Genomic DNA, 19,412 nt, shown 5'->3' with positions numbered 1-19,412 from the left:
AAAATTCTATATTCTTTCAACCAATAAAGATGTGCCCATGCCTCCGCCGATACATAATGTTGCTAGGCCTTTTTTCGCATCTCTTTGCTCCATTCCATAGAGCAATGTAACCAATATTCTTGCACCACTTGCTCCAACAGGGTGTCCTAAAGCAATGGCACCACCTTTAACATTGACGATGTCTTTGTTGAAGTTTAAGCCTTGTGCTACGGACAGCGCTTGAACTGCAAAAGCTTCATTCGCTTCGATGAGCTCTAAATCCTCTACCGCCCATCCAGATTTCTTAAATACTTTCTCTGTAGAAGCCACCGGTCCATATCCCATAATGGCAGGGTCTACTCCACCGGATGCATAAGCTACGATTTTAGCCAAGGGCTTAATGCCTAGTTCATCGGCTTTTTCTTTGCTCATAATGATAAGAGCTGCAGCACCATCGTTGATACCGGAAGCGTTGGCAGCAGTTACTGTACCATCCTTCTTAAAAGCTGGTCTTAATTTAGATACACTTTCAATTGTTGTTCCATATTTAATGTATTCGTCTTTATCTACAACAATATCGCCTTTTCTTGTCTGAACAGTCACTGGTACGATTTCAGCATCGAAAAGACCTGCTTTCTGTGCAGCTTCTGCCTTGTTTTGGCTTCCTACTGCAAATAGATCCTGTTCTTCTCTAGAAATACTATATTTCTCTGCAAGGTTTTCTGCCGTCATACCCATGTGGTAATTATTAAAAGCACAGGTCAATGCATCATTGGTTAAAGTATCGATGGTCTTGGCATCTCCCATTCTTGCACCCCATCTCATATCCTTTAGAACGTATGGCGCTTGAGACATATTTTCTGTTCCACCAACTACAACGATGTCATTGTCTCCCGCAATAATGGTTTGCGCACCTAAGGAAACAGCTCTCAGCCCTGAACCACATACTTTATTTAAGGTCATAGAGGATACTTCATTTGGTATACCCGCCTTAATCGCCGATTGTCTTGCAACGTTCTGCCCTAAACCACCTTGCAGAACACAACCCATAAACACTTCATCGACCATATCTGGCGAAACTCCAGCTCTATCCAAAGCACCTTTAATTGCAATGGCTCCTAAATCTGCTGCACTGACATCTTTCAATGCCCCACCAAAGCTTCCAATTGGTGTTCTTGCAGCACCTACGATTACAACTTCTCTCATTTTGCCACCTCTTTACTATTTTTCAATTCTTTTTTATCGTTCCCTATATTCTATAATGTAACTGCGCCGTCTACAGAAAGTACAGCACCACTAATATATTTTGCCTCATCCGATGCTAAGAACAAGAATGCATTGGCAATATCTCTTGGCTCACCCAGCGCTTTTAAAGGAGATTTTTCTTTCATCATTGTCAATACATTTTCTGGCATTTTTGCAGTCATTTCAGTAGCAATGAATCCTGGTGCTACTGCATTGGCTCTTACACCTTTTCTTCCCAGTTCTTTTGCCCATGTCTTTGTCATTCCGATTACTGCAAACTTTGTTGCCGCATAGTTTGTTTGTCCAAAGTTGCCGTATAATCCAACAACGGAAGAAGTGCTTAAAATTACACCAAAACCTTGCTCTGCCATTATTTTAGCTGCTGCTTGGCCAGTGTTAAATACACCTTTTAAGTTTACGCTGATAACTTTATCAAATTGCTCTTCTGTCATTTTTAATATTTGTGCATCTGCTGTAATCCCTGCATTGTTAACAATGATATCAATTTTTCCAAAATGCTCTTTGATTTGATCCATGGTGCGGTTTACTTCCTCGTAATCTGTTACGTTGGCAACGACACCCAGTACTTCTGCGCCTTTTTCCTCTAGCTCTGCTACTACAGGGTTTACCTCTGCCTCCGTAATACCCCAAACAACTACCTTGGCGCCTTCTTCTGCAAATCTAACGATTGTAGCTTTACCAATACCGGAAGTTGATCCTGTTACAACTGCAACTTTACCATCTAATCTCATTTTAAAAGCCTCCTTATATCATTTATAATGTACTTTCACTGGGATACATCTAGGTGAACCATCCCTATACTTCATAAGAATCTAGATAATTATAGTTTATGTTGGATGCTACAGTAAATCAATGCAATTTCCATGCCACCTTAAAATAAAATTTGTTCACTCTGGCTCACAATCCTGATGTCGCACTGAACTCTAGGTGGGGCTTAGAGTTTTAAGTGCTCAAAACAATCGTTTTTTCCTGTATTTCTATGAACTGTAGTCCTTTTTTTTAAAAAAACTGTTGTTTTTTTATACACTTTCTTTGTTTTCTTGTACATTTTGACTACACTCTAATCCAGATTGACTATTTCATCTGTATGTTTTCTTGATGCTCTTTTTCTTCTTTTCTTTCCAGCTGCCAATCGATGAGCCTATTAGAGAAGGTGGTTATGATTGCAACGACTGGTACACCCAAGAACATACCTAGTACACCGTAAAGGCCACCACCTAAAACAATGGAGAAAATAATCCAAAAAGGGCTTATGCCTACACTGTCTCCCAGTATTTTCGGTCCTAAATACAATCCGTCGAACTGTTGTAAAATAAAAATAAATATCATAACCCATATGGCGTTAATGGGGCTGTCGAATAATGTGATTAGAACAGCAGGCACTGCACCAATAAAAGGTCCAAAATAAGGAATCATGTTGGTAATACCAATAATAACACTAATTAATAAGCCATATTTTATTTTTAATATCGTCAATCCGATAAAGCAAAGAACCCCTATGATGAAGGAATCGATGAATTTGCCGACGACAAACTTTCCGAAGATGGTATCTGCTTCCCTCCCCAGATCAACCACACGATCCACGGTCTTCTTACTGAATACTGCCCTTAATATTCTTTCCGTTCCTTTTTTAAAGGATTCCTTATCCCCCAAGAGATAAAAGGAAATGATAATTCCCATTACAAAGTTTAAAATTCCAGAAGTAATATTCATCACACGCATAATTAAATTATTAAAAATATAATCTAGGACCAGCTTCGTATTTGAAAATATTGTATTGATATTGGCTTCGATATATTCCCCAACATTATTTAAATTGCTGGTGCTTGGAAGATCCTTTGCCCATTTTTCAATAAGCTCATCTGCAAAGTCGATGGTGGCATTCAGATATTCTGGAACCCTTCGACTGATCTCAATGATATTCCCACCGATTTGAGGAACGACAAAAATGATGACCATTGCAATTAAGCTGAACAAAAATAAATACACACTGATAATACTCAATGCCCTTGGAAGTTTTTTAATGGATTTTATTTTTTTACTTTTATTATATACGTTGGTCTCAAACCATCGAACTCCTGGGTTCAATATATAAGCGATGGAGATTCCAATGATCACAGAGTTTAAAACCTTGCCGATCCTACTGGATTGAACATAAACCCATTGACTGAAATTTCCTAAGTTGATCAACGTTAGATAAAAGAGGATCGATAAACCGATGGTTAAAAATCCATAGAATGAATACTTGAAATATTGCCTATCTAATTTAATTTTCACTGTGCTGCCCCTTTCCTTAAAATAGTACGATTCCATAGATTTATTGTACCGTATATTTTTTATAAATACTACTTCTACTTATTCCATGGGCTCCTATCAATCCGTCTTATTAAATACAGCATCACATTTCATCAGTTAAACGTTTATGATCACACTATTCAATGAAGTTCAGGAGGATATCTGAATCTGCATCAAAATTATTTTATCCTATAAATCAATAATATTAATCAAGCTATTCCTATATACATCTATAGAGCAGTAAATCTATACGAGAATAATTCTTGAAATTTATTGTATCTCAATTGTCTTTTTAAAAATAATTCACTGTATGAAGGGGGAATATACGTGAACCTAATTCCATTTATCGTATTAATCGTAAGTTTTTTAGCTATCATTAAATCTGCAGATTGGCTGATTGACGCTTCTTCTGCACTTGCGCTCTATTTAGGCATTTCTCCACTAATTGTGGGTCTAACAGTAGTGGCATTTGGAACAAGTGCCCCAGAAGCATCTGTCAATATAATTGCATCCTTTCAGAAAAAGAGTGAGATTGTGATTGGTAATATCACAGGAAGTAATATCATCAATATAGGCATTGTTATTGGAATAACTTCATTAATATATACGATTAAGGCAGATTGGTCTGTCATACGTGTTGATATTCCATTTGCTTTCATCAGCAGCGCTGCATTTATTCTTTTGGTTGTAGATGGTCTATCCAACAAAGATGGACTGATCCTTGCTATTCTTCTTTTTATTTATTTAAATTACCTATGGCTTACAAGCAAATCCAGTCGTAAAAAAGGAAATGATTTGAATCGTCAAAGTATGGATTTGATCCATATACTTTTCTATTTAGTATTAGGTATTATTGGTCTTGTTATCAGCGGCTACTACATTGTAGATGCATCGGTAAAAATCGCAACCTTATTAGGCTTTAGCCAGGCGTTCATCGGATTAACAGTCGTTGCATTTGGTACATCATTACCAGAATTAATAACCTGTCTTGTGGCCTGTCATAAAAAAAATGATGATATCGCAGTCGGGAATATCATTGGAAGTAACATATTTAATATCTTATTTGTTTTATCCGTATCCTCGCTTATTTCTCCAATTGCTTTCAGTTCCCATCTTATAATTGATTTGGCTTTTATGTTACTATTTACTTTTTTATTATTTATATTTTCCTATACCCATAAAAAAATCTCTCGTTTAGAAGGGTTCGTTTTAATGATGCTCTACCTTTTTTACTTTGTATTTATCTATTTACGCCGGTAAATAGTTGGTTTTAGAACTGAATTCGTGTTTATAAAAATTACAATCAAATCTGATTGTAATTTTTATTTTTCCATACGCAGCACTTCGAAGAAAATTTAACACACCATTCTTATATATCAAAACGGAATGATCCATCCTCTGGTGATTTTGTTTTTATATCACGTTATCCTCCTTATAGAATAGTATATATCAGGATTATTCATCAAGGAATTCATAAAGGAGGATGTTAGAATGACTGAAATAATATTAATAACCCTAGCCATTTGCATAGATTCTTTTGTATTAGGCATCACTTATGGAATCAAAAAAATAAGAATATCAAAAATGGCTGTATTCATAATTAATTTGGTAAATATTGTGGTATTGGGTGTATCCATATATTTTGCTAGTGTAATGCGACAATATATTTCCCAGCACACTTCTTCTTTGATAAGTTGCCTTATCCTGGTGGGTTTAGGGATCTTTTTTATGTTAGAAGGGTTCATTAAATATAAGATTGAAACGACCAATGACTGTAGATTAGCTAAATTTTATATTCCTAAGTTAGGTATTATAATAGACATAGCATTGGACTATACTAAAGCAGATTTAGATTTTTCAGGGAATCTAGATCTTAAAGGTGCGTTATATTTAGGCTTTGTATTATCCATTGATGCCCTTGGAATAGGTTTCGGTCTTTCACTAGGCGGCATTAATTATTTATATTTTCTTCCATTGGTTCTTTTTTCTAATATTATCTCGATTTTATATGGTCAATATTTGGGCACAAAAATAACACATTATAATAGCAGTCTTAAAACTTCCCTGTTGCCTGGTAGTATATTGATTTTTTCAGGTTTATTGAAGTGGCTGTAATTAACACAAGATCAATATAGAAAAAAGTGCGTTTCCGAGCTACGAAGACGCACTTTAAAACTCTCATTCTTATCTTTCACTGACTACAAAGTTTGGTGCAGTGTAGCATTCTACAATACTTCCTATAATATTTTTTGTTCCGGTCCGCGTATATAGCCCCTGGAGCTTTTCATTGTACATGAACAGTCCAATCAAATAATTATTTTCTATAAAATCCACTTTATTCTCTTTCACCATTGCCATTGGAAGCCTCGGTATTTTGCACAGCTCCTGCAGAATATATTCTTCCTCAGCAATATTTTCAATGATTTGCGCCCATTCTTCCTTAGTAAAATCAGCACCAATACATACACCCTTGGAAGCATATCGGTCCATGGGCTTTAAAACTAAAGTATCTTTGTTCTCTATGGCAAAGTTCACTAGTTCTTTATCGGCTGCATAGAACTCCCTCGTATATGGAATATGTTTTTTCACAAAGGCTCTTTCTTCTTTATTTAGAAAGGCGGTCTTCTCCTCATCATGTAAAATTGCAAACACGATTTTATTATGGATCACTTGAGACCTTAGGGGTCCAACGACACAAACATTACCATCTAAATAAGCATTAATAAAGTCTTGAACCTGATCTTGATGTTCTATAATCTCCCAAGTTACGGCTCTACGGTATATACAATCAATTCTAAAATCCCCATGGTACAGCTTCTGATCTCTATAGGTTAATTCACTAGGGCTTGTAATGATGGTTTTGCATCCAAAGGCCTCAAAGGTTTTCTGAAATTCCATAAATTCACTAGGTGGCTGTCCATCAAACCAATCGATAATCGCAATTTGAGGCTTTTCTTCCGTTTTACTAAATTCTCTATAGTTTGCTAAAAGTGCTTCCGCCCAGGAGTTAAACACTTCAAAATCCTTCAAAGAATATTTCTTCTTGAGCTCTGTAACCGCAAAGGACTCTCCAATAATCTTCTGCAGTTCTCTAGCTTCCACCATTCCTGAAGACCCATCTGCATTGAGCTCGCAGAACTGAAAAGTGCCATCTAAATGATAAAAAATATCAAATCGGCCCATGGGGATATTGATTTTATATCCAGGGTCCTTTAAAATAAGCTTTTCTAAAAGAGGAGAGAATCCGAAATATGAGCGAAATGTTGGTTCTTCTAAGTATTGCTGGATTACCTTATTTAGTATGACCAGCAACATATCCGTTAAATCTTGAAATCGTTTAAAATCCTCGTCACTCAAAAGCATGGGTTGATATAGAAATTCCACAGGACTTCCTTTATATTTGGCAGGAGATTCCTCTACCTTTTTTAGGATAGCCCTATGATCCTGTAAAAAAACCCCTTCATTCTTCCTTACGATATCCTCATATACATCATACAATTCCTTAGTTGTATTCATGTCCTTCCCCCTTAACCCATTGGTTTAGACTACACCATCTCAATGCACCAATTCCTTCATTTCGAACCTTTTCCTTCGATATGGTGGATAAGTTATTTTTCGTAATCAATAAGTTCTCTAAGGGAGCCAGCATATCCTTCTCTTCAACACTGAGTCCTTTTTTAGCTAAGTCAAACATGATACGGATAAAATCGTATGTAGGTTTGGAGCCAAGCTTGGAGTCGAAGCCCTTTTCCCGTACCATTTCCTTCGCTCGGGCCATATGTTCGTCTCCCAGTCGCTGAGACAGCTTATATAAGTATTCTAAAGCCACTTCATTATAAAATATTCCTTTAATCAATGTGATGTAAGAAAAATTATAAGGGTATGGCATAGAATCGCCCACCCGAATCTCTATGTAGTTTTTCACTCGAATATCTGGAAATACCATGGTCATCAGGTGCTCTATTTCATCCTCGGAAAATACATACGCCTTCATCAGCTCTTTTACAGTTCGGTCCCCCGTTCCAATAAACGCTCCGTCCTTCATCATTAGAATCGGTGGTGTATTTAAAATATAGTTTGCATAATCCTTATATCTAAAAGTTTCGTTCAGTGCATTTGGAACATTGCCGCTTCTTTGTTGATCTGTATTCTCCCATATTAGGCTTCGAAGTCCGAATTTATAGTAAATCTGCCCTTCAAAAATAGGGGAATTATCTGATATTAAGTACAGCAATGGACTGATGAAGTTCGCCACACGGAATTTTCTCATAAAGTCTTCTTCATTGGTAAAATCGCTGGATACCTGTAATGCTGCAGTGCCCTTCATCATATTATGAGCATACTTTCCTGTTTTCTCAAAATATTGAGACATATAGGCATATCTTTTTTTAGGATTAAACGGAAGCTGCGCAATAGAGGTTTTAGGATGATAGCCGATTGCCATCAATAGCAGATTCTTTTCATCTAAGATTGGTATGATCTCATTTAGGAAATCAAAATAGCGTTCTTTCAACTCACCGATGGTTTTATAAGGCCTAAAGCTCACTTCAAATTGCCCACCTGGCTCTAATGTAATTTCCCGATCCTCTTTAACCAATCCTACTAAATAATTCTCTTCATACTTACCTTCATAGCCCTTTACTAACAGTTTCTTAAGGATTCCCTCAATACCATCTTCTCCGTAATAAGCTACAGATTCTAATGTTTCCTTGTCGACAACGATGTGCTCAAATTCAACACCAATTTTAAATTGGCTGGGTGACTTTTCTCCTCGCTTCATTATTGATGTAAATGATTCTATGTTATTTTCGCAATTCATATATGTGTCCCTCACCTCAATATAAATTAAATTTTACCTCATCTGTTCATTCTAAGCCTATAAAACCTTCATTTACAGGTGAATAAACCACTTATTCGATCTATCAATCAGATGGCAATGCCATATTGTAAAAAAATGGATATACTTACAAAGTCTCCTTCTTATTCTATTACCCATTAAAAATATCTTTACACATCTTTTTTACAAATTTATTACAAACAATAAATACTCTTTATTCGTAATAATTATCTTCTTACTGTCATGGTCTAGATACATCTCATTGATATCCCATGGGAGCTCTAGGATCTTTCTTTCCCTTCCCTCTTTATCAATCTCGATCAATGCCCTACCATTGGCTAAATATCCACGATCCTTGGAGGAAATAATAAACATATCTCTAGCATTTAAAATGACAGGCTGATCAAAAACCTTCCGTGCATCACTAGAAATCTCCACAATTTCAACTTGATCTCTTTTTCCTATACTACTCCCATAGATATGGGTATCAAATAAAATCTCATAAAAATTGTATGGCACTTTATGAATTTCTTTGCCCCATCCATCCTTAATTCTATGTACAAATACTTTTTCATAATCAATACTTTCCAGTGCCCCATTTGAAGTTCGTTGGATCTCTCCTACAGAAAGTCCAACCAAGGAACCATCCTTCGCCCATTGAATGTTGTCAATAGCATCGATGATACCGTTTTGGTTCTCATATACAACTTCTTCCTTCTTTTGCTTTAGATCGAAGAGATAAAACTGAGTTCCAATATAAGATTTCCAGTCTCCAACAAATATTTGATTCTTCTCCAAATCCTTTGGCTCTTTGATAAAAGCTACCCTGCCATCGTTTGGCGCCCATTTTGCCGCAGTGCCATTGATTGTAGCGTAGAGCTTACCAGCCTCGTCATAAATTTCTTTGTTATTGAATATGAAATAATGACTTTGGTTGCTCCAATGGGTAGTATATGAAAATGTAAAAAAAGCATCTGGAGAAATTTTCTCCTTTATTCTAATGGGTGATGCTTCCCCTATTAAATACCGATATAACGAGGCGTTTTCCTGTTTTCCTTTCGTATAAAGGATTCCCTTACCATCGGGAGAAACCAACAGATTGGGGCTATATGTACCGTAAATCTCTTCATCTATTTTTCTATCCTTGCCATCCTGTCGAATATATAAGTTTCCATCAACATCCACATAAATTGCACCGTATTTTTCAATTGGAATGAATACATCATATTCTCCAATTTTACCGTATACCTCTTTTATGGCATGGGTATTCAGATCCAATTCGTAAAATCCCCACCTGTTATTTTGAATCCCTGTGAAATAAAACTTTCCATCCTCTGCCTTAAAACCATTCATGCTCGTAAATCCCTGTACGGAATTCACAGGAATGAGCACTTCCTTTTGATTCAGTTCTGTATTTTCCTCCTTGTTCCTTGCGTTTCCGCAGCCAATGGAGTTTATCAGTATACATATGAGCATCACATATAAACTCATCATTTTTTTCATTTCATGGCACCGCCCTAGATTATATTTTTCCTATATTTTTACACTTTTTCAAAGAGTTTATCCTCTTCCATCGCTTTTTATCCGACATGTACTTTCTTGAGGCTATAACCATGGCAATCTAGCTGCAATAATAATTATTTATACATAAGAATGATTAAAAATAGTCGAAATTTACGATAAAATATCGTATACTTAATTACAGGATAATATGAAAGGAGATTTTTCATGAAGATGTCTTTAAGAACAAAAATTTTGACTTTGTTATTAATCATAACTTTAGTTCAAGCGTCAGCTATCGGCTTTTTAAATTTTCGAACCAGCAGTGATATTTTAGAGCGAGAGCTGATCAACAGCACTACCAACGTGGTTAGAAGAACTTCCGATACCTTCAACACATTTCTAACCTTAACGGAGGAAATCGCAGTGCTTCTATCCAAGGATGCCAATGTTCAACAGTTTCATACCCTAGAGGATTCCAAGACTTGGATGGTAGATTCCTTTAAAGCAATCAAGGATTCTCATAAAAATGTGCAGTCTGTTTATTTAGGTACAAGGGATAAGCAAACCATTATTTATCCCCAGGCAGATCTACCATCAGACTTTGATCCCCAGACCAGAGATTGGTACAAAGGAGCATTTAGCAACAACGGTATTTATTGGACCAAGCCTTATACAGATCAAGCTACTGGAGACACCACCATCACCGTATCCATTCCTGTCTACAATGAAAGAAATAATAATGAATTCGTAGGCATCGTCGGCGTGGATATTTACTTGAATAACCTATCCGCTATCTTAAAAGACTTGACCGTAGGTAAGAAAGGGTATCTATCCTTAACAGATAGAGACGGTATTTTTATCACCCATAGCGATGCGAGTTTAGTCGGTAGTCCGGTTCCTGCTCCAGAGCTTATGAACACCATATTAAAAAATGATCCAAATGACAATATGGTCTCCTATACATACGATGAAACAGATCGAGTAGCAATTTTAGATACCTTAGACAAAACCAATTGGAAAATCATTGGTACCATCATGGCCGATGAGATTACGGAAGAAACCTCTGCAATTCTGAAACAAACCGTAGTTACCAGTTTAATATCCGTAGGTATTGCCGCAGTAGTGGGCTTTATCTTCTCACAAACCATTACGAAATCCACAGGCAAATTGGTGAACGCCATGACCCAAATAGGCAGTGGTGATTTCACTATTTTAAGCCGCATCGAATCTAAGGATGAGATGGGTACGCTGTCTGCAACCATTAATCAGACCATCGGTAATATTCGAGATGTGTTGTTGAACGTGCAAAAAACATCCATAGAAATGAACTTGGCAGCAGACAGCTTAGCTGCTTCTTCCGAGGAAACCAGCGCTTCAGCGGAAGAAGTCACTCGAACTGTGGAAGAAATCGCAAAGGGTGCATCGGATCAAGCGAGGGATGCAGAGCAAGGCGCCGCTGCCGTCAATGAGCTTTCTCATAAATTCGACGAATTGAACGTTGAAGCCATGGAAATGCTAACATTATCCGAATACGTTGTAGATGCCAACAAAAATGGGATTGAAAGTGTTCATCATCTCACAGAAAAAACAGATAGCAATAAGATTTCTTTAGTCAGAATTGATGAAGCAGTGAAAGACTTAAACGAACAAACCCAATCCATTGGTGTCATCCTAGAAACCATCCGCTCTATTGCAGACCAAACGAATTTATTGGCGCTGAACGCAGCCATTGAAGCCGCTAGAGCCGGTGATGCAGGTAGAGGCTTTGCAGTAGTTGCCGATGAAATTCGAAAATTGGCAGAACAATCTAGCTTGTCCACAGACGAAATTAGAAACATCACCATGGAAATAGCAGAGAAAAGTGATAATGTAGTTTCTGCAATGGTTGAAGTAAGAGCGCATACCGATGCTCAAGTATCTGCCGTTGAAGACGTTAGTACTTCATTTGACAATATATCCAACTCTATAGAGAAAATAACCTCTAGAATCCATAGCCTAACGGGTCATGTCAATGAGATGACCGAAAGTAGCAGGACAATTGTTTCTTTCATAGAAAACATCTCTGCGGTATCGGAGGAGACAGCTGCAGCATCCGAGGAGGTTAATGCTTCTATGGAACAGACAGCTTCTGCCGTTCAAGAAGTGGCTCAAGCTGCAAACCATTTAAATGATTTAGCTGTGAGTCTTAGAACACAGGTGGAGTTATTTAAAATTTAAAGTCTATTATAAATAAAAAATCCATGTATTAAGGAATTGCCTTCCTAATACATGGATTTTTTAATGGACCCGTATTCTTTTTGAAACAGCTTTAGTAAATATTATGTTGAAGCCTACATGCCTTAAGTACATGCTTTGCTAGGATTGAAGTCGTTACAGAACCTACACCGGCAGGCACAGGCGTAATCATTCCAGCTTTTTCCTTGCACCCTTCAAAGTCCACGTCGCCATACATGTTACCCTCTGCATCTACATTGATTCCTACATCAATGACTACGGCACCTTCTTTAATGAAATCTTCTTTTACAAATCGATCTTTACCGATGGCAGCGACTAAAATATCGCCCTCTTTCGTCACACTGGAAAGCTCCTTTGTTCTGGAATGGCAAATTGTTACCGTTGCATTTTCCTTCAAAAGTAGCAGTGCTGCTGGTTTTCCTACAACCATGGATCTACCTAATACCACTGCCTTTTTACCTTCCATCTGCACCTCATAGTGCTTTAGAATCTCAATAACAGCCATTGGTGTACAGGGTGGAAATCCAGTATCGTCACCCTCTAATAGCTTTGCAGCGTTAATCGGGCTCAAACAATCGATATCCTTTTCTGCTGCTATCTCATACTTAATCACATCTTCATTCAATTGCTTTGGTAATGGTCTAAAGATCAATATGCCATGAATACTAGGGTCTCCATTGGTTTTTCTAAGGGCTTCTATGAAGTCCTCCTGTGTGATATCTTCTGGAAACTCCTTTACTTCTGTGTCAATTCCGATTTTAGCACATCTTGATAACGCTCCCTTTTCATATGCTAAATCGTCGCCTCTAGCACCAACTCGTAGGATTGCTAATTTTGGTGTGATCCCTTTTTCCTTTAACACTTCTACTTCCTGAATTAAACCCTCGCTGATTTTATCTGCTACAGGCTTACCCTTTAGTACATTTGACACTTTACATAGCCCCTCTCAAGGTAGTATTTAAAATATATTGTAAAAGTAACTTCAATGAACTAAATATGTAATATTCCAACAGCAGTATATTCGGAAGGGATGTGGTACTCAGAGAGACTACCATCTAATTCTTCCTTATAAATACTCCAGTCTGCAGTAATACCAACGCTACTGAATGCCTTCTTCATATAAAGCATCATAATACCAGCATCTAGCATTAAATGTTTTTTACTCACTTCTTTTCCACCTACGGCTAAAATAATTTGATCCTTATCGATGATCAATTTCCATGGCTGTAGGTTTGCCCAGGATGGCGCGAATCGAATGCTATGTAACGCTTGCTCGATTCCCATTTGCTCTAACTCTTCATGGGTAGGAACATTCCCCCAATCTCCTTTAAAGACAAAGTCTTCTACACCAATACGGGAAGATCCACTTTTCTTTGTATAAGGGATATGGGTTTTAGGATATCCTAGAGCAATCATAGCAACAATTTCTCCTGGTTTATCTATTCCAAGGTCACGTTTTAGTCCAGCAGCATCGTTTTCTACGGAAATCCAACAGCTGGCAATATCTAATTCTACAGCTTTTAAAACGATTTGCTCTAGAATATATGATGAGTTCAATAAATAACCTTCCTTTTCTTCACTAATCAATGCGATATAGTGAGGTGCTAGTACAGGATTTCCAACATACCCAGCTCTCCCTCTTAAAATTTCTTCCTTACCCCATCCATCTTCAATAAAAGCAAAGTCTACATGCACATTCTTAATCAATACATCTATTTCTTCTAATGCTTTCTCCAATGCTTTCATTTCCTTAGCTCCCAAAAGCTTCTTTTGATACTCCCTTACGGATTTTCTGTTTTCAACCAAGTTAATAAATGTCATTTTCCGCACTCCCTTTCATTTCATATGTCATTGTATATATTATTACATCCTAATCTTTATATACCCTACAATAATTTAAATAAATCCTTTATTCGTTAAAAAGTTTCTCTAAATTATTATTTGGCTTCTTTAACTTCTGTTTCTATTTCAAGTAGCTGCTCAATTACAGTGTTCGGTAGCTTACTGAACAGATTCTTTCGAAACAGTTTCCCCTCCTCCACCTTATTTCTCTTTTTCTCATGAATATCTACATCTAACCAAGACACCTTTTTATTCCGATAGTATAAATCGAAATCTACCAATCGGTCTCCATTTTCACTGTACTCCAATCCCACCAATATCTCCTTTATTTTGCGAGGATGCATTAAAGTAAATAAACGTATTTGATAAGCTAAAACGGAATAGAGCATCAAGGCATGATCTCGTGTCCACTGTTCTCCCAGAACTAAGCCCAATTCCAGATAACTCAATACGATCATTAGCCTTCGGTAATGCGCCGTATAATTTCCTCTGGAATCATAGATATTGATTCGAAGCTCGTACCACTGTCCATCCTCCATGCTTTGGGTAATGAAAACGATGCCATCGGCTCTTAACCTCTTCTGTACCTGGTTTACAGGAGTGGATAGCAATAGGATCCCCTCTCCGAAATCTTCTCCAATCACTCGCTCGCCGATTGGCTTTGTGGTTAATGCAACTAAGGTATCCATTCGTTCTCCCTTTCGGATACCGTCCCGCCAAGTAGTCGTTTCTCCACCATAGAACTTTTTCATCTTTTCTATAACCTTCTCTTCCTCTCCTGCAATCCTCATGATTAAGCAGGCTGGGCCCAAATCGGCTCTATGGATCAAACCACTTAAGTGACTGGATAATAAAGCAGATAAAATGATAGTGGAGGCTTCCTTTATTAAAATAATATATTTTGCATCATCTACATCGGTTTTCTCTGGGGCTGTATCCGTTATAAAGGCAATGGTATAGTCTTCTGTAGACTCATCTATGGCTCGTTCAAATTCTTCAATCTTCCCATCCAAGTTCTCTACAATAAAATCCTTTAGTTCTTCTATTTTTTCAGTTCTTAGAAAAAGTAATCTAGCACCCATTCTCAAAAAAATCATTGTGCTATGTCGCCCCCTGTCAATTTATAGTCCTACACTTCTTTTTTCCATTTTTCGTTCATAGTTGACTCCTACAGGATATCCTAGTTCATAGATTCGACCTGTGGATAAAACGATAATATTGATTTTCATTAATCCATTCAAAAAGATTTCTCCATTTTTTTCATAGCTACAAGGGTCAAATGAATGGCCATATAAATAATAATCTGCTTTTTTTTGCAGCATTTCATATTTATGGCTCATGGAAAATACCTTTCCTTCTATTGTGATTAACTCCTTACCTACAATTATACCCCCATTTAGAATATTTTTAACACTTTCTCTATCATCATGATTGCCTAATGCATAATATATATTTCCTCTATATTTTTTTATGACATCCTGAAATTGACTGAGGCCTTTTTGGTGTAAATATAAATAGTCTGCGTTGGTTTCTAACTTTATATTGTCTACGATATCCCCAGTATGCACAATATATTGTGGATTAATTTCTTGTATCACTTTATCAATGTATTTATATATTCCTTCTGTGGTGTCGCTAATGTGCATCAGAAAAGGCCCTTTTTCTTTCTTTAAGTCCTTTGGTATATAGGGTTTGTGTACGAATAGAAACATGTTCTCCTTCAGTGTGCGTAAAATAATGTTGCCTCCTCTCCTGTTACTACTACAATTTTATATGAATTCCACTAAAAGGTCAAAATTTTTTGATTTTTTAGTAGAATTATATTTTGCTTTTATTCTTCCTAGAAATTTTCATGAGAAACCCTATGGTATCCATCTATTTTTATCTTTTATTAATTGATATAATTGACTATAGATCTTAAGATTCAGCAGACGCTTTTATCTCTGTTGAACTACGATAAATTTCAGAAAGAAGGAATACCATCATGAAGAAAATACGGACAGCCTGTTCCCTCGATTGCTGGGATGCATGTGCCATAGAAATTACAATGGAAGATCATCAAGTGGTGAAGGTCCAAGGAGATCCCAATCATCCAATTACAAAAGGATTTCTATGCCAAAAAGGAATGAAGCATCTTGAAAGGGTCCTCAGTGAAGACCGCCTCACATCCCCTATGAAAAAAGAAAATGGGACTTGGATTCCCATTGGATGGGAAATGGCCATTCAAGAAATCGGTGCAAAGCTGAAAGAAATTCGAGACAATTTTGGCTCCAGCTCCCTCCTCCACTACAAGGATTCTGGCCATGGCGGTGTGGTAAAAAGCATCGACAATGCGTTTTTTAATAGCTATGGCGGTGCCACATTACCCAAGGGAAGCCTCTGTTGGAGTGCTGGAATCGCCGCACAAAAACTAGACTTTGGAAAACCACTGAGTCACAATCCCGACGATTATTTAAATGCTAAAACCATCCTTATTTGGGGCAGAAATCCAGTGGATACTAATATTCATCTCGTACCCTACTTAAAAAGGGCCAAGGAAAATGGTGCGAATATTGTCGTAATCGACCCAATAAAAACAGCAACAGCGTATTTAGGAACCCATTACTATTCAATCAAGCCAGAAGCCGATGGATTCTTAGCAATTGCTATGGCAAAGATTATACTGAGCGAAGGCGATGAGGATACTACCTTTATTGATGATCGTTCCAGAGGTTTTCAGGAATATCAACAATATATCGATACCTTCTCTATGGATGCTCTCGTAGATAAAATCGGCATTTCCCTTGAAGAGATTCTGGAGCTTACAGCCTTATATAAGAACAAACCATCTGCTATCATTTTGGGGTATGGACTACAACGATATTATAACGGCGGTAAAAATATCCGCTTCATCGACGCTCTAGCAGCACTGACAGGAAATATCGGCATTGCAGGGGGTGGCGTTTCCTATGCAAATAAAAGGGTGGTGGAATGGATTGACGATGCGTACGCAAGCAATACCCTCGCCTTTGAACCACCAACCTTTAAAAGGGCCCTCTTTGCAGATTATGTTTTGGAAAATGCACCGAATCGTATCAAGGGAATTTTTGTAACTACCAGCAATCCAGTGGTTCAGCTTCCAGATACTACACGAACCATAGAAGCCTTTAAAGCCATTCCTTTTAAGGTCACCATCGATCATTTTATGACCGACACAGCACAGCTTTCCGACTACGTACTCCCCGCTACCCACATTTATGAAGAGGAGGATTTCATTTATTCTTCTATGTGGCAGCCTTATTTCCGCTATACAGAGAGAGTGCTCCCCCCTAGAGATGGTGTAAAGAGCGAATTTGAAATCTTCAAGCTACTGGCACAAGAGATGGGTATGACGGATTTCTTACAGAAATATCCCGATGAAAAAACTTATTTAAATAAAAGCCTTGCACCTCTTTTAGAAAAGCTGAATTTATCATTAGAGGAGATTCAAGGAAAGAGCCTTACTATCGCCGAAGAAGATATTCCATGGAAAGATAAGAAATTCAATACGCCTTCTGGCAAATTTCAATTTATCAACCCAGTAGAAGAAGATTTGGAGTTCATCTCCATTCAGAATCATGAATACCCTTTGCATCTTTTGTCCGTCCATCCAAAGCATTCTTTACATTCGCAGCACTTTAAAGACGAAGATCCTAATACGCTACCCAAGGTATATGGATCTGCCAAAACATTTCAGCGGTATGGTGTTCTAGAAGGCCAAGAGATTACATTGTCTTCTAAGGATGGCAAGATTCAGGCTCTGTCTATTTTCAGCGAAAATATACGAGAAGACGTACTCATGATTCAGGAAGGATGGTGGCTAAAGAATCAGGGGGTAAATCGCATGACTTCAACAGGCGTATCGGATATTGGGAACCAAGCTGTTTTTAATAATTGTCTATGTAAAATCGTTAAATAATAATATTAAATTTTTTGAATTTTAAAGTAAATCTGATATAATATATTTAGTGTATCTAAATAAATGATTTCAAGCAGAAAGGAGAGGGCGATGGTGTCTGAAAAAAACAGATCGTAAATTGCCTAAACAGAGATGAATTTCAAAGAAAATCAGCGCCTTATATTAGAGGGGAATATGTCCAAAGTTATTTTAACTTTAGGGGCCCCCATTATGTTCAACAACCTCATACAAACCTTATACAATTTAGCGGATACCTTTTGGGTAAGTAAGCTGGGGACTATGCCTATGGCTGCCATGACCCTGGTGTCTCCTGTAATTTTCCTAACCCTATCCATTGGAACAGGAATTAACGTTGCAGGTACTGCGCTAATTTCTCAGTATATTGGTTCCAACGATGAAGAAAAGTCCATCAAGGTTTCAACTCAAATGTTTACGTTCTCTGTTATTCTATCGATTATCTTAGGCATTATCGGCTACCTCCTAACGCCTTTTATCGTTACATTCATGGGTGGCCAAGATGAAATATTTACCTATAGCTCCCAATATCTAACGATCATGTTTTGGGAAATTCCAGGAATGTTTCTTTTCCTAGTATATACTGCAATCAAACAGAGTCAGGGCGATACCTTTACACCCATGGTATTAAACGTACTGGGTGTAATACTCAATATCCTTCTAGACCCAATATTTATTTTCACATTCAATATGGGTATTAAAGGGGCGGCCATCGCAACGGTTCTCTCTAGAATGATCTTTGCACTCTATGCGATTTACACCTTATTTGCTCATAAAGATGGTATCTACTTGGATCGAAATAATCTAAAAATGGAGAAAGATATTTTAAAAGAAATCATTGCCATAGGGCTACCGAGTACCTTAGGGCAATCTGCTGCATCCTTTGGCTTCGTCATATTAAATAGCTTTGTCATATCCTACGGTGCCAATACTCTAGCGGCCTTTGGTATTGGTAACAGAATTAATTCTCTCGTTCTGATGCCCGTTATGGGAATCGGTAGTGCTCTTGCTACCATCGTGGGGCAAAACTTAGGAGCCGACAAAAAGGACCGAGCAAAACTAGCGGTCCAAACTGCCTTAAAGCTTTCAACCATACTAATGGTCATTGGCGGTGTCATTATGGTGATCGTCTCCTCAAGTATTGTGTCTATTTTCGTGAAGGATGACCCAGATGTTCTTCAGCAAGGTACAGAGTACTTGCGATTGGTCAGTATTTCTCTGCCCCTTATGGGATTTTTCCAAGTATTTGTCGGTACCTTTCAAGGCTCCGGTCATACAATCTATGCCATGATGATGGATATGGGCAGATTATGGGGACTGCGCATTCCAATGATTATCTTATTTAAAAATTTTACACAGTGGGGTCCCAATGGCGTTTGGTATGCCATGCTCTTAAGTAATGCCATCACCTGTGTTTTTGGCTTCATTATATTTTTAAGTGGAAAATGGCAGAAACAAGTGATTCATAAGAAAAAGGCACTCGCTTAAGAGTGCCTTTTTTAT

At 37.5% G+C, this 19,412-nt stretch carries 15 protein-coding genes; 5 read left to right on the top strand and 10 right to left on the bottom strand.

The window, feature by feature from the left end:
- Nucleotides 1–6: 6 nt before the first annotated feature.
- The 3 genes from CLOS_RS01375 to CLOS_RS01365 form a co-directional block, all read right to left on the bottom strand.
- The gene (locus CLOS_RS01375; RefSeq protein WP_012158136.1) at nucleotides 7–1,185 is read right to left on the bottom strand and encodes an acetyl-CoA C-acetyltransferase; all 1,179 of its coding nucleotides are present in this window, start codon (nucleotides 1,183–1,185) and stop codon (nucleotides 7–9) included.
- Nucleotides 1,186–1,235: 50 nt separating this feature from the next.
- Nucleotides 1,236–1,976, bottom strand: a complete 741-nt coding sequence (locus tag CLOS_RS01370; protein ID WP_012158135.1) for a beta-ketoacyl-ACP reductase — start codon at nucleotides 1,974–1,976, stop codon at nucleotides 1,236–1,238.
- 343 nt (nucleotides 1,977–2,319) lie between these two features.
- Nucleotides 2,320–3,522: an AI-2E family transporter gene (locus CLOS_RS01365; RefSeq protein ID WP_012158134.1), complete on the bottom strand. Its 1,203-nt coding sequence runs from the start codon at nucleotides 3,520–3,522 to the stop codon at nucleotides 2,320–2,322.
- 345 nt (nucleotides 3,523–3,867) lie between these two features.
- Here CLOS_RS01365 and CLOS_RS01360 point away from each other — a divergent pair, with 345 nt between their 5' ends.
- Together CLOS_RS01360 and CLOS_RS01355 are read left to right on the top strand one after the other, a co-directional pair.
- Complete coding sequence (locus CLOS_RS01360; RefSeq protein ID WP_012158133.1) at nucleotides 3,868–4,800, top strand: calcium/sodium antiporter; 933 nt, start codon at nucleotides 3,868–3,870, stop codon at nucleotides 4,798–4,800.
- A gap of 231 nt (nucleotides 4,801–5,031) precedes the next feature.
- Complete coding sequence (locus CLOS_RS01355) at nucleotides 5,032–5,655, top strand: manganese efflux pump (RefSeq protein WP_012158132.1); 624 nt, start codon at nucleotides 5,032–5,034, stop codon at nucleotides 5,653–5,655.
- A 69-nt stretch (nucleotides 5,656–5,724) separates the two neighbouring features.
- Here the strand turns inward: CLOS_RS01355 and CLOS_RS01350 are convergent, their stop codons facing one another.
- The 3 genes from CLOS_RS01350 to CLOS_RS01340 form a co-directional block, all read right to left on the bottom strand.
- Entirely contained in the window at nucleotides 5,725–7,056 is a 1,332-nt protein-coding gene (locus CLOS_RS01350; RefSeq protein WP_012158131.1) for a circularly permuted type 2 ATP-grasp protein, read from the bottom strand.
- The gene (locus tag CLOS_RS01345) at nucleotides 7,043–8,359 is read right to left on the bottom strand and encodes a glutamate--cysteine ligase (protein ID WP_012158130.1); all 1,317 of its coding nucleotides are present in this window, start codon (nucleotides 8,357–8,359) and stop codon (nucleotides 7,043–7,045) included. The genes CLOS_RS01350 and CLOS_RS01345 overlap by 14 nt, the downstream gene beginning before the upstream one ends.
- A gap of 201 nt (nucleotides 8,360–8,560) precedes the next feature.
- Nucleotides 8,561–9,880: a hypothetical protein gene (locus CLOS_RS01340; protein WP_012158129.1), complete on the bottom strand. Its 1,320-nt coding sequence runs from the start codon at nucleotides 9,878–9,880 to the stop codon at nucleotides 8,561–8,563.
- Between the two features lie 225 nt (nucleotides 9,881–10,105).
- Between CLOS_RS01340 and CLOS_RS01335 the strand changes: the two genes are divergently transcribed.
- The gene (locus tag CLOS_RS01335; RefSeq protein WP_012158128.1) at nucleotides 10,106–12,097 is read left to right on the top strand and encodes a methyl-accepting chemotaxis protein; all 1,992 of its coding nucleotides are present in this window, start codon (nucleotides 10,106–10,108) and stop codon (nucleotides 12,095–12,097) included.
- Nucleotides 12,098–12,188: 91 nt separating this feature from the next.
- Here CLOS_RS01335 and CLOS_RS01330 read toward each other — a convergent pair whose 3' ends face one another.
- The 4 genes from CLOS_RS01330 to CLOS_RS01315 form a co-directional block, all read right to left on the bottom strand.
- Nucleotides 12,189–13,046, bottom strand: coding sequence for a bifunctional 5,10-methylenetetrahydrofolate dehydrogenase/5,10-methenyltetrahydrofolate cyclohydrolase (locus CLOS_RS01330; protein WP_012158127.1), 858 nt, complete (start codon nucleotides 13,044–13,046; stop codon nucleotides 12,189–12,191).
- Between the two features lie 59 nt (nucleotides 13,047–13,105).
- Nucleotides 13,106–13,936, bottom strand: a complete 831-nt coding sequence (locus tag CLOS_RS01325; protein WP_012158126.1) for a nitroreductase family protein — start codon at nucleotides 13,934–13,936, stop codon at nucleotides 13,106–13,108.
- A 116-nt stretch (nucleotides 13,937–14,052) separates the two neighbouring features.
- On the bottom strand, nucleotides 14,053–15,054 hold the full coding sequence (locus tag CLOS_RS01320; RefSeq protein ID WP_012158125.1) for a hypothetical protein: 1,002 nt from the start codon (nucleotides 15,052–15,054) through the stop codon (nucleotides 14,053–14,055).
- 24 nt (nucleotides 15,055–15,078) lie between these two features.
- Nucleotides 15,079–15,669, bottom strand: a complete 591-nt coding sequence (locus CLOS_RS01315; protein ID WP_041718884.1) for a metallophosphoesterase — start codon at nucleotides 15,667–15,669, stop codon at nucleotides 15,079–15,081.
- Between the two features lie 272 nt (nucleotides 15,670–15,941).
- Between CLOS_RS01315 and CLOS_RS01310 the strand changes: the two genes are divergently transcribed.
- Nucleotides 15,942–17,894, top strand: a complete 1,953-nt coding sequence (locus CLOS_RS01310) for a molybdopterin-dependent oxidoreductase (RefSeq protein WP_012158123.1) — start codon at nucleotides 15,942–15,944, stop codon at nucleotides 17,892–17,894.
- 210 nt (nucleotides 17,895–18,104) lie between these two features.
- Nucleotides 18,105–19,397 carry an MATE family efflux transporter gene (locus CLOS_RS01305; protein WP_012158122.1) on the top strand — a complete coding sequence of 431 codons (1,293 nt, stop codon included), beginning with the start codon at nucleotides 18,105–18,107 and terminating at the stop codon, nucleotides 19,395–19,397.
- The last annotated feature ends 15 nt before the right edge of the window (nucleotides 19,398–19,412 follow it).

The sequence above is a fragment of the Alkaliphilus oremlandii OhILAs genome (assembly GCF_000018325.1).
Classification (GTDB): Bacteria; Bacillota; Clostridia; order Peptostreptococcales; family Natronincolaceae; genus Alkaliphilus_B; species Alkaliphilus_B oremlandii.
This window is presented reverse-complemented; position numbering and strand designations above follow the sequence as displayed.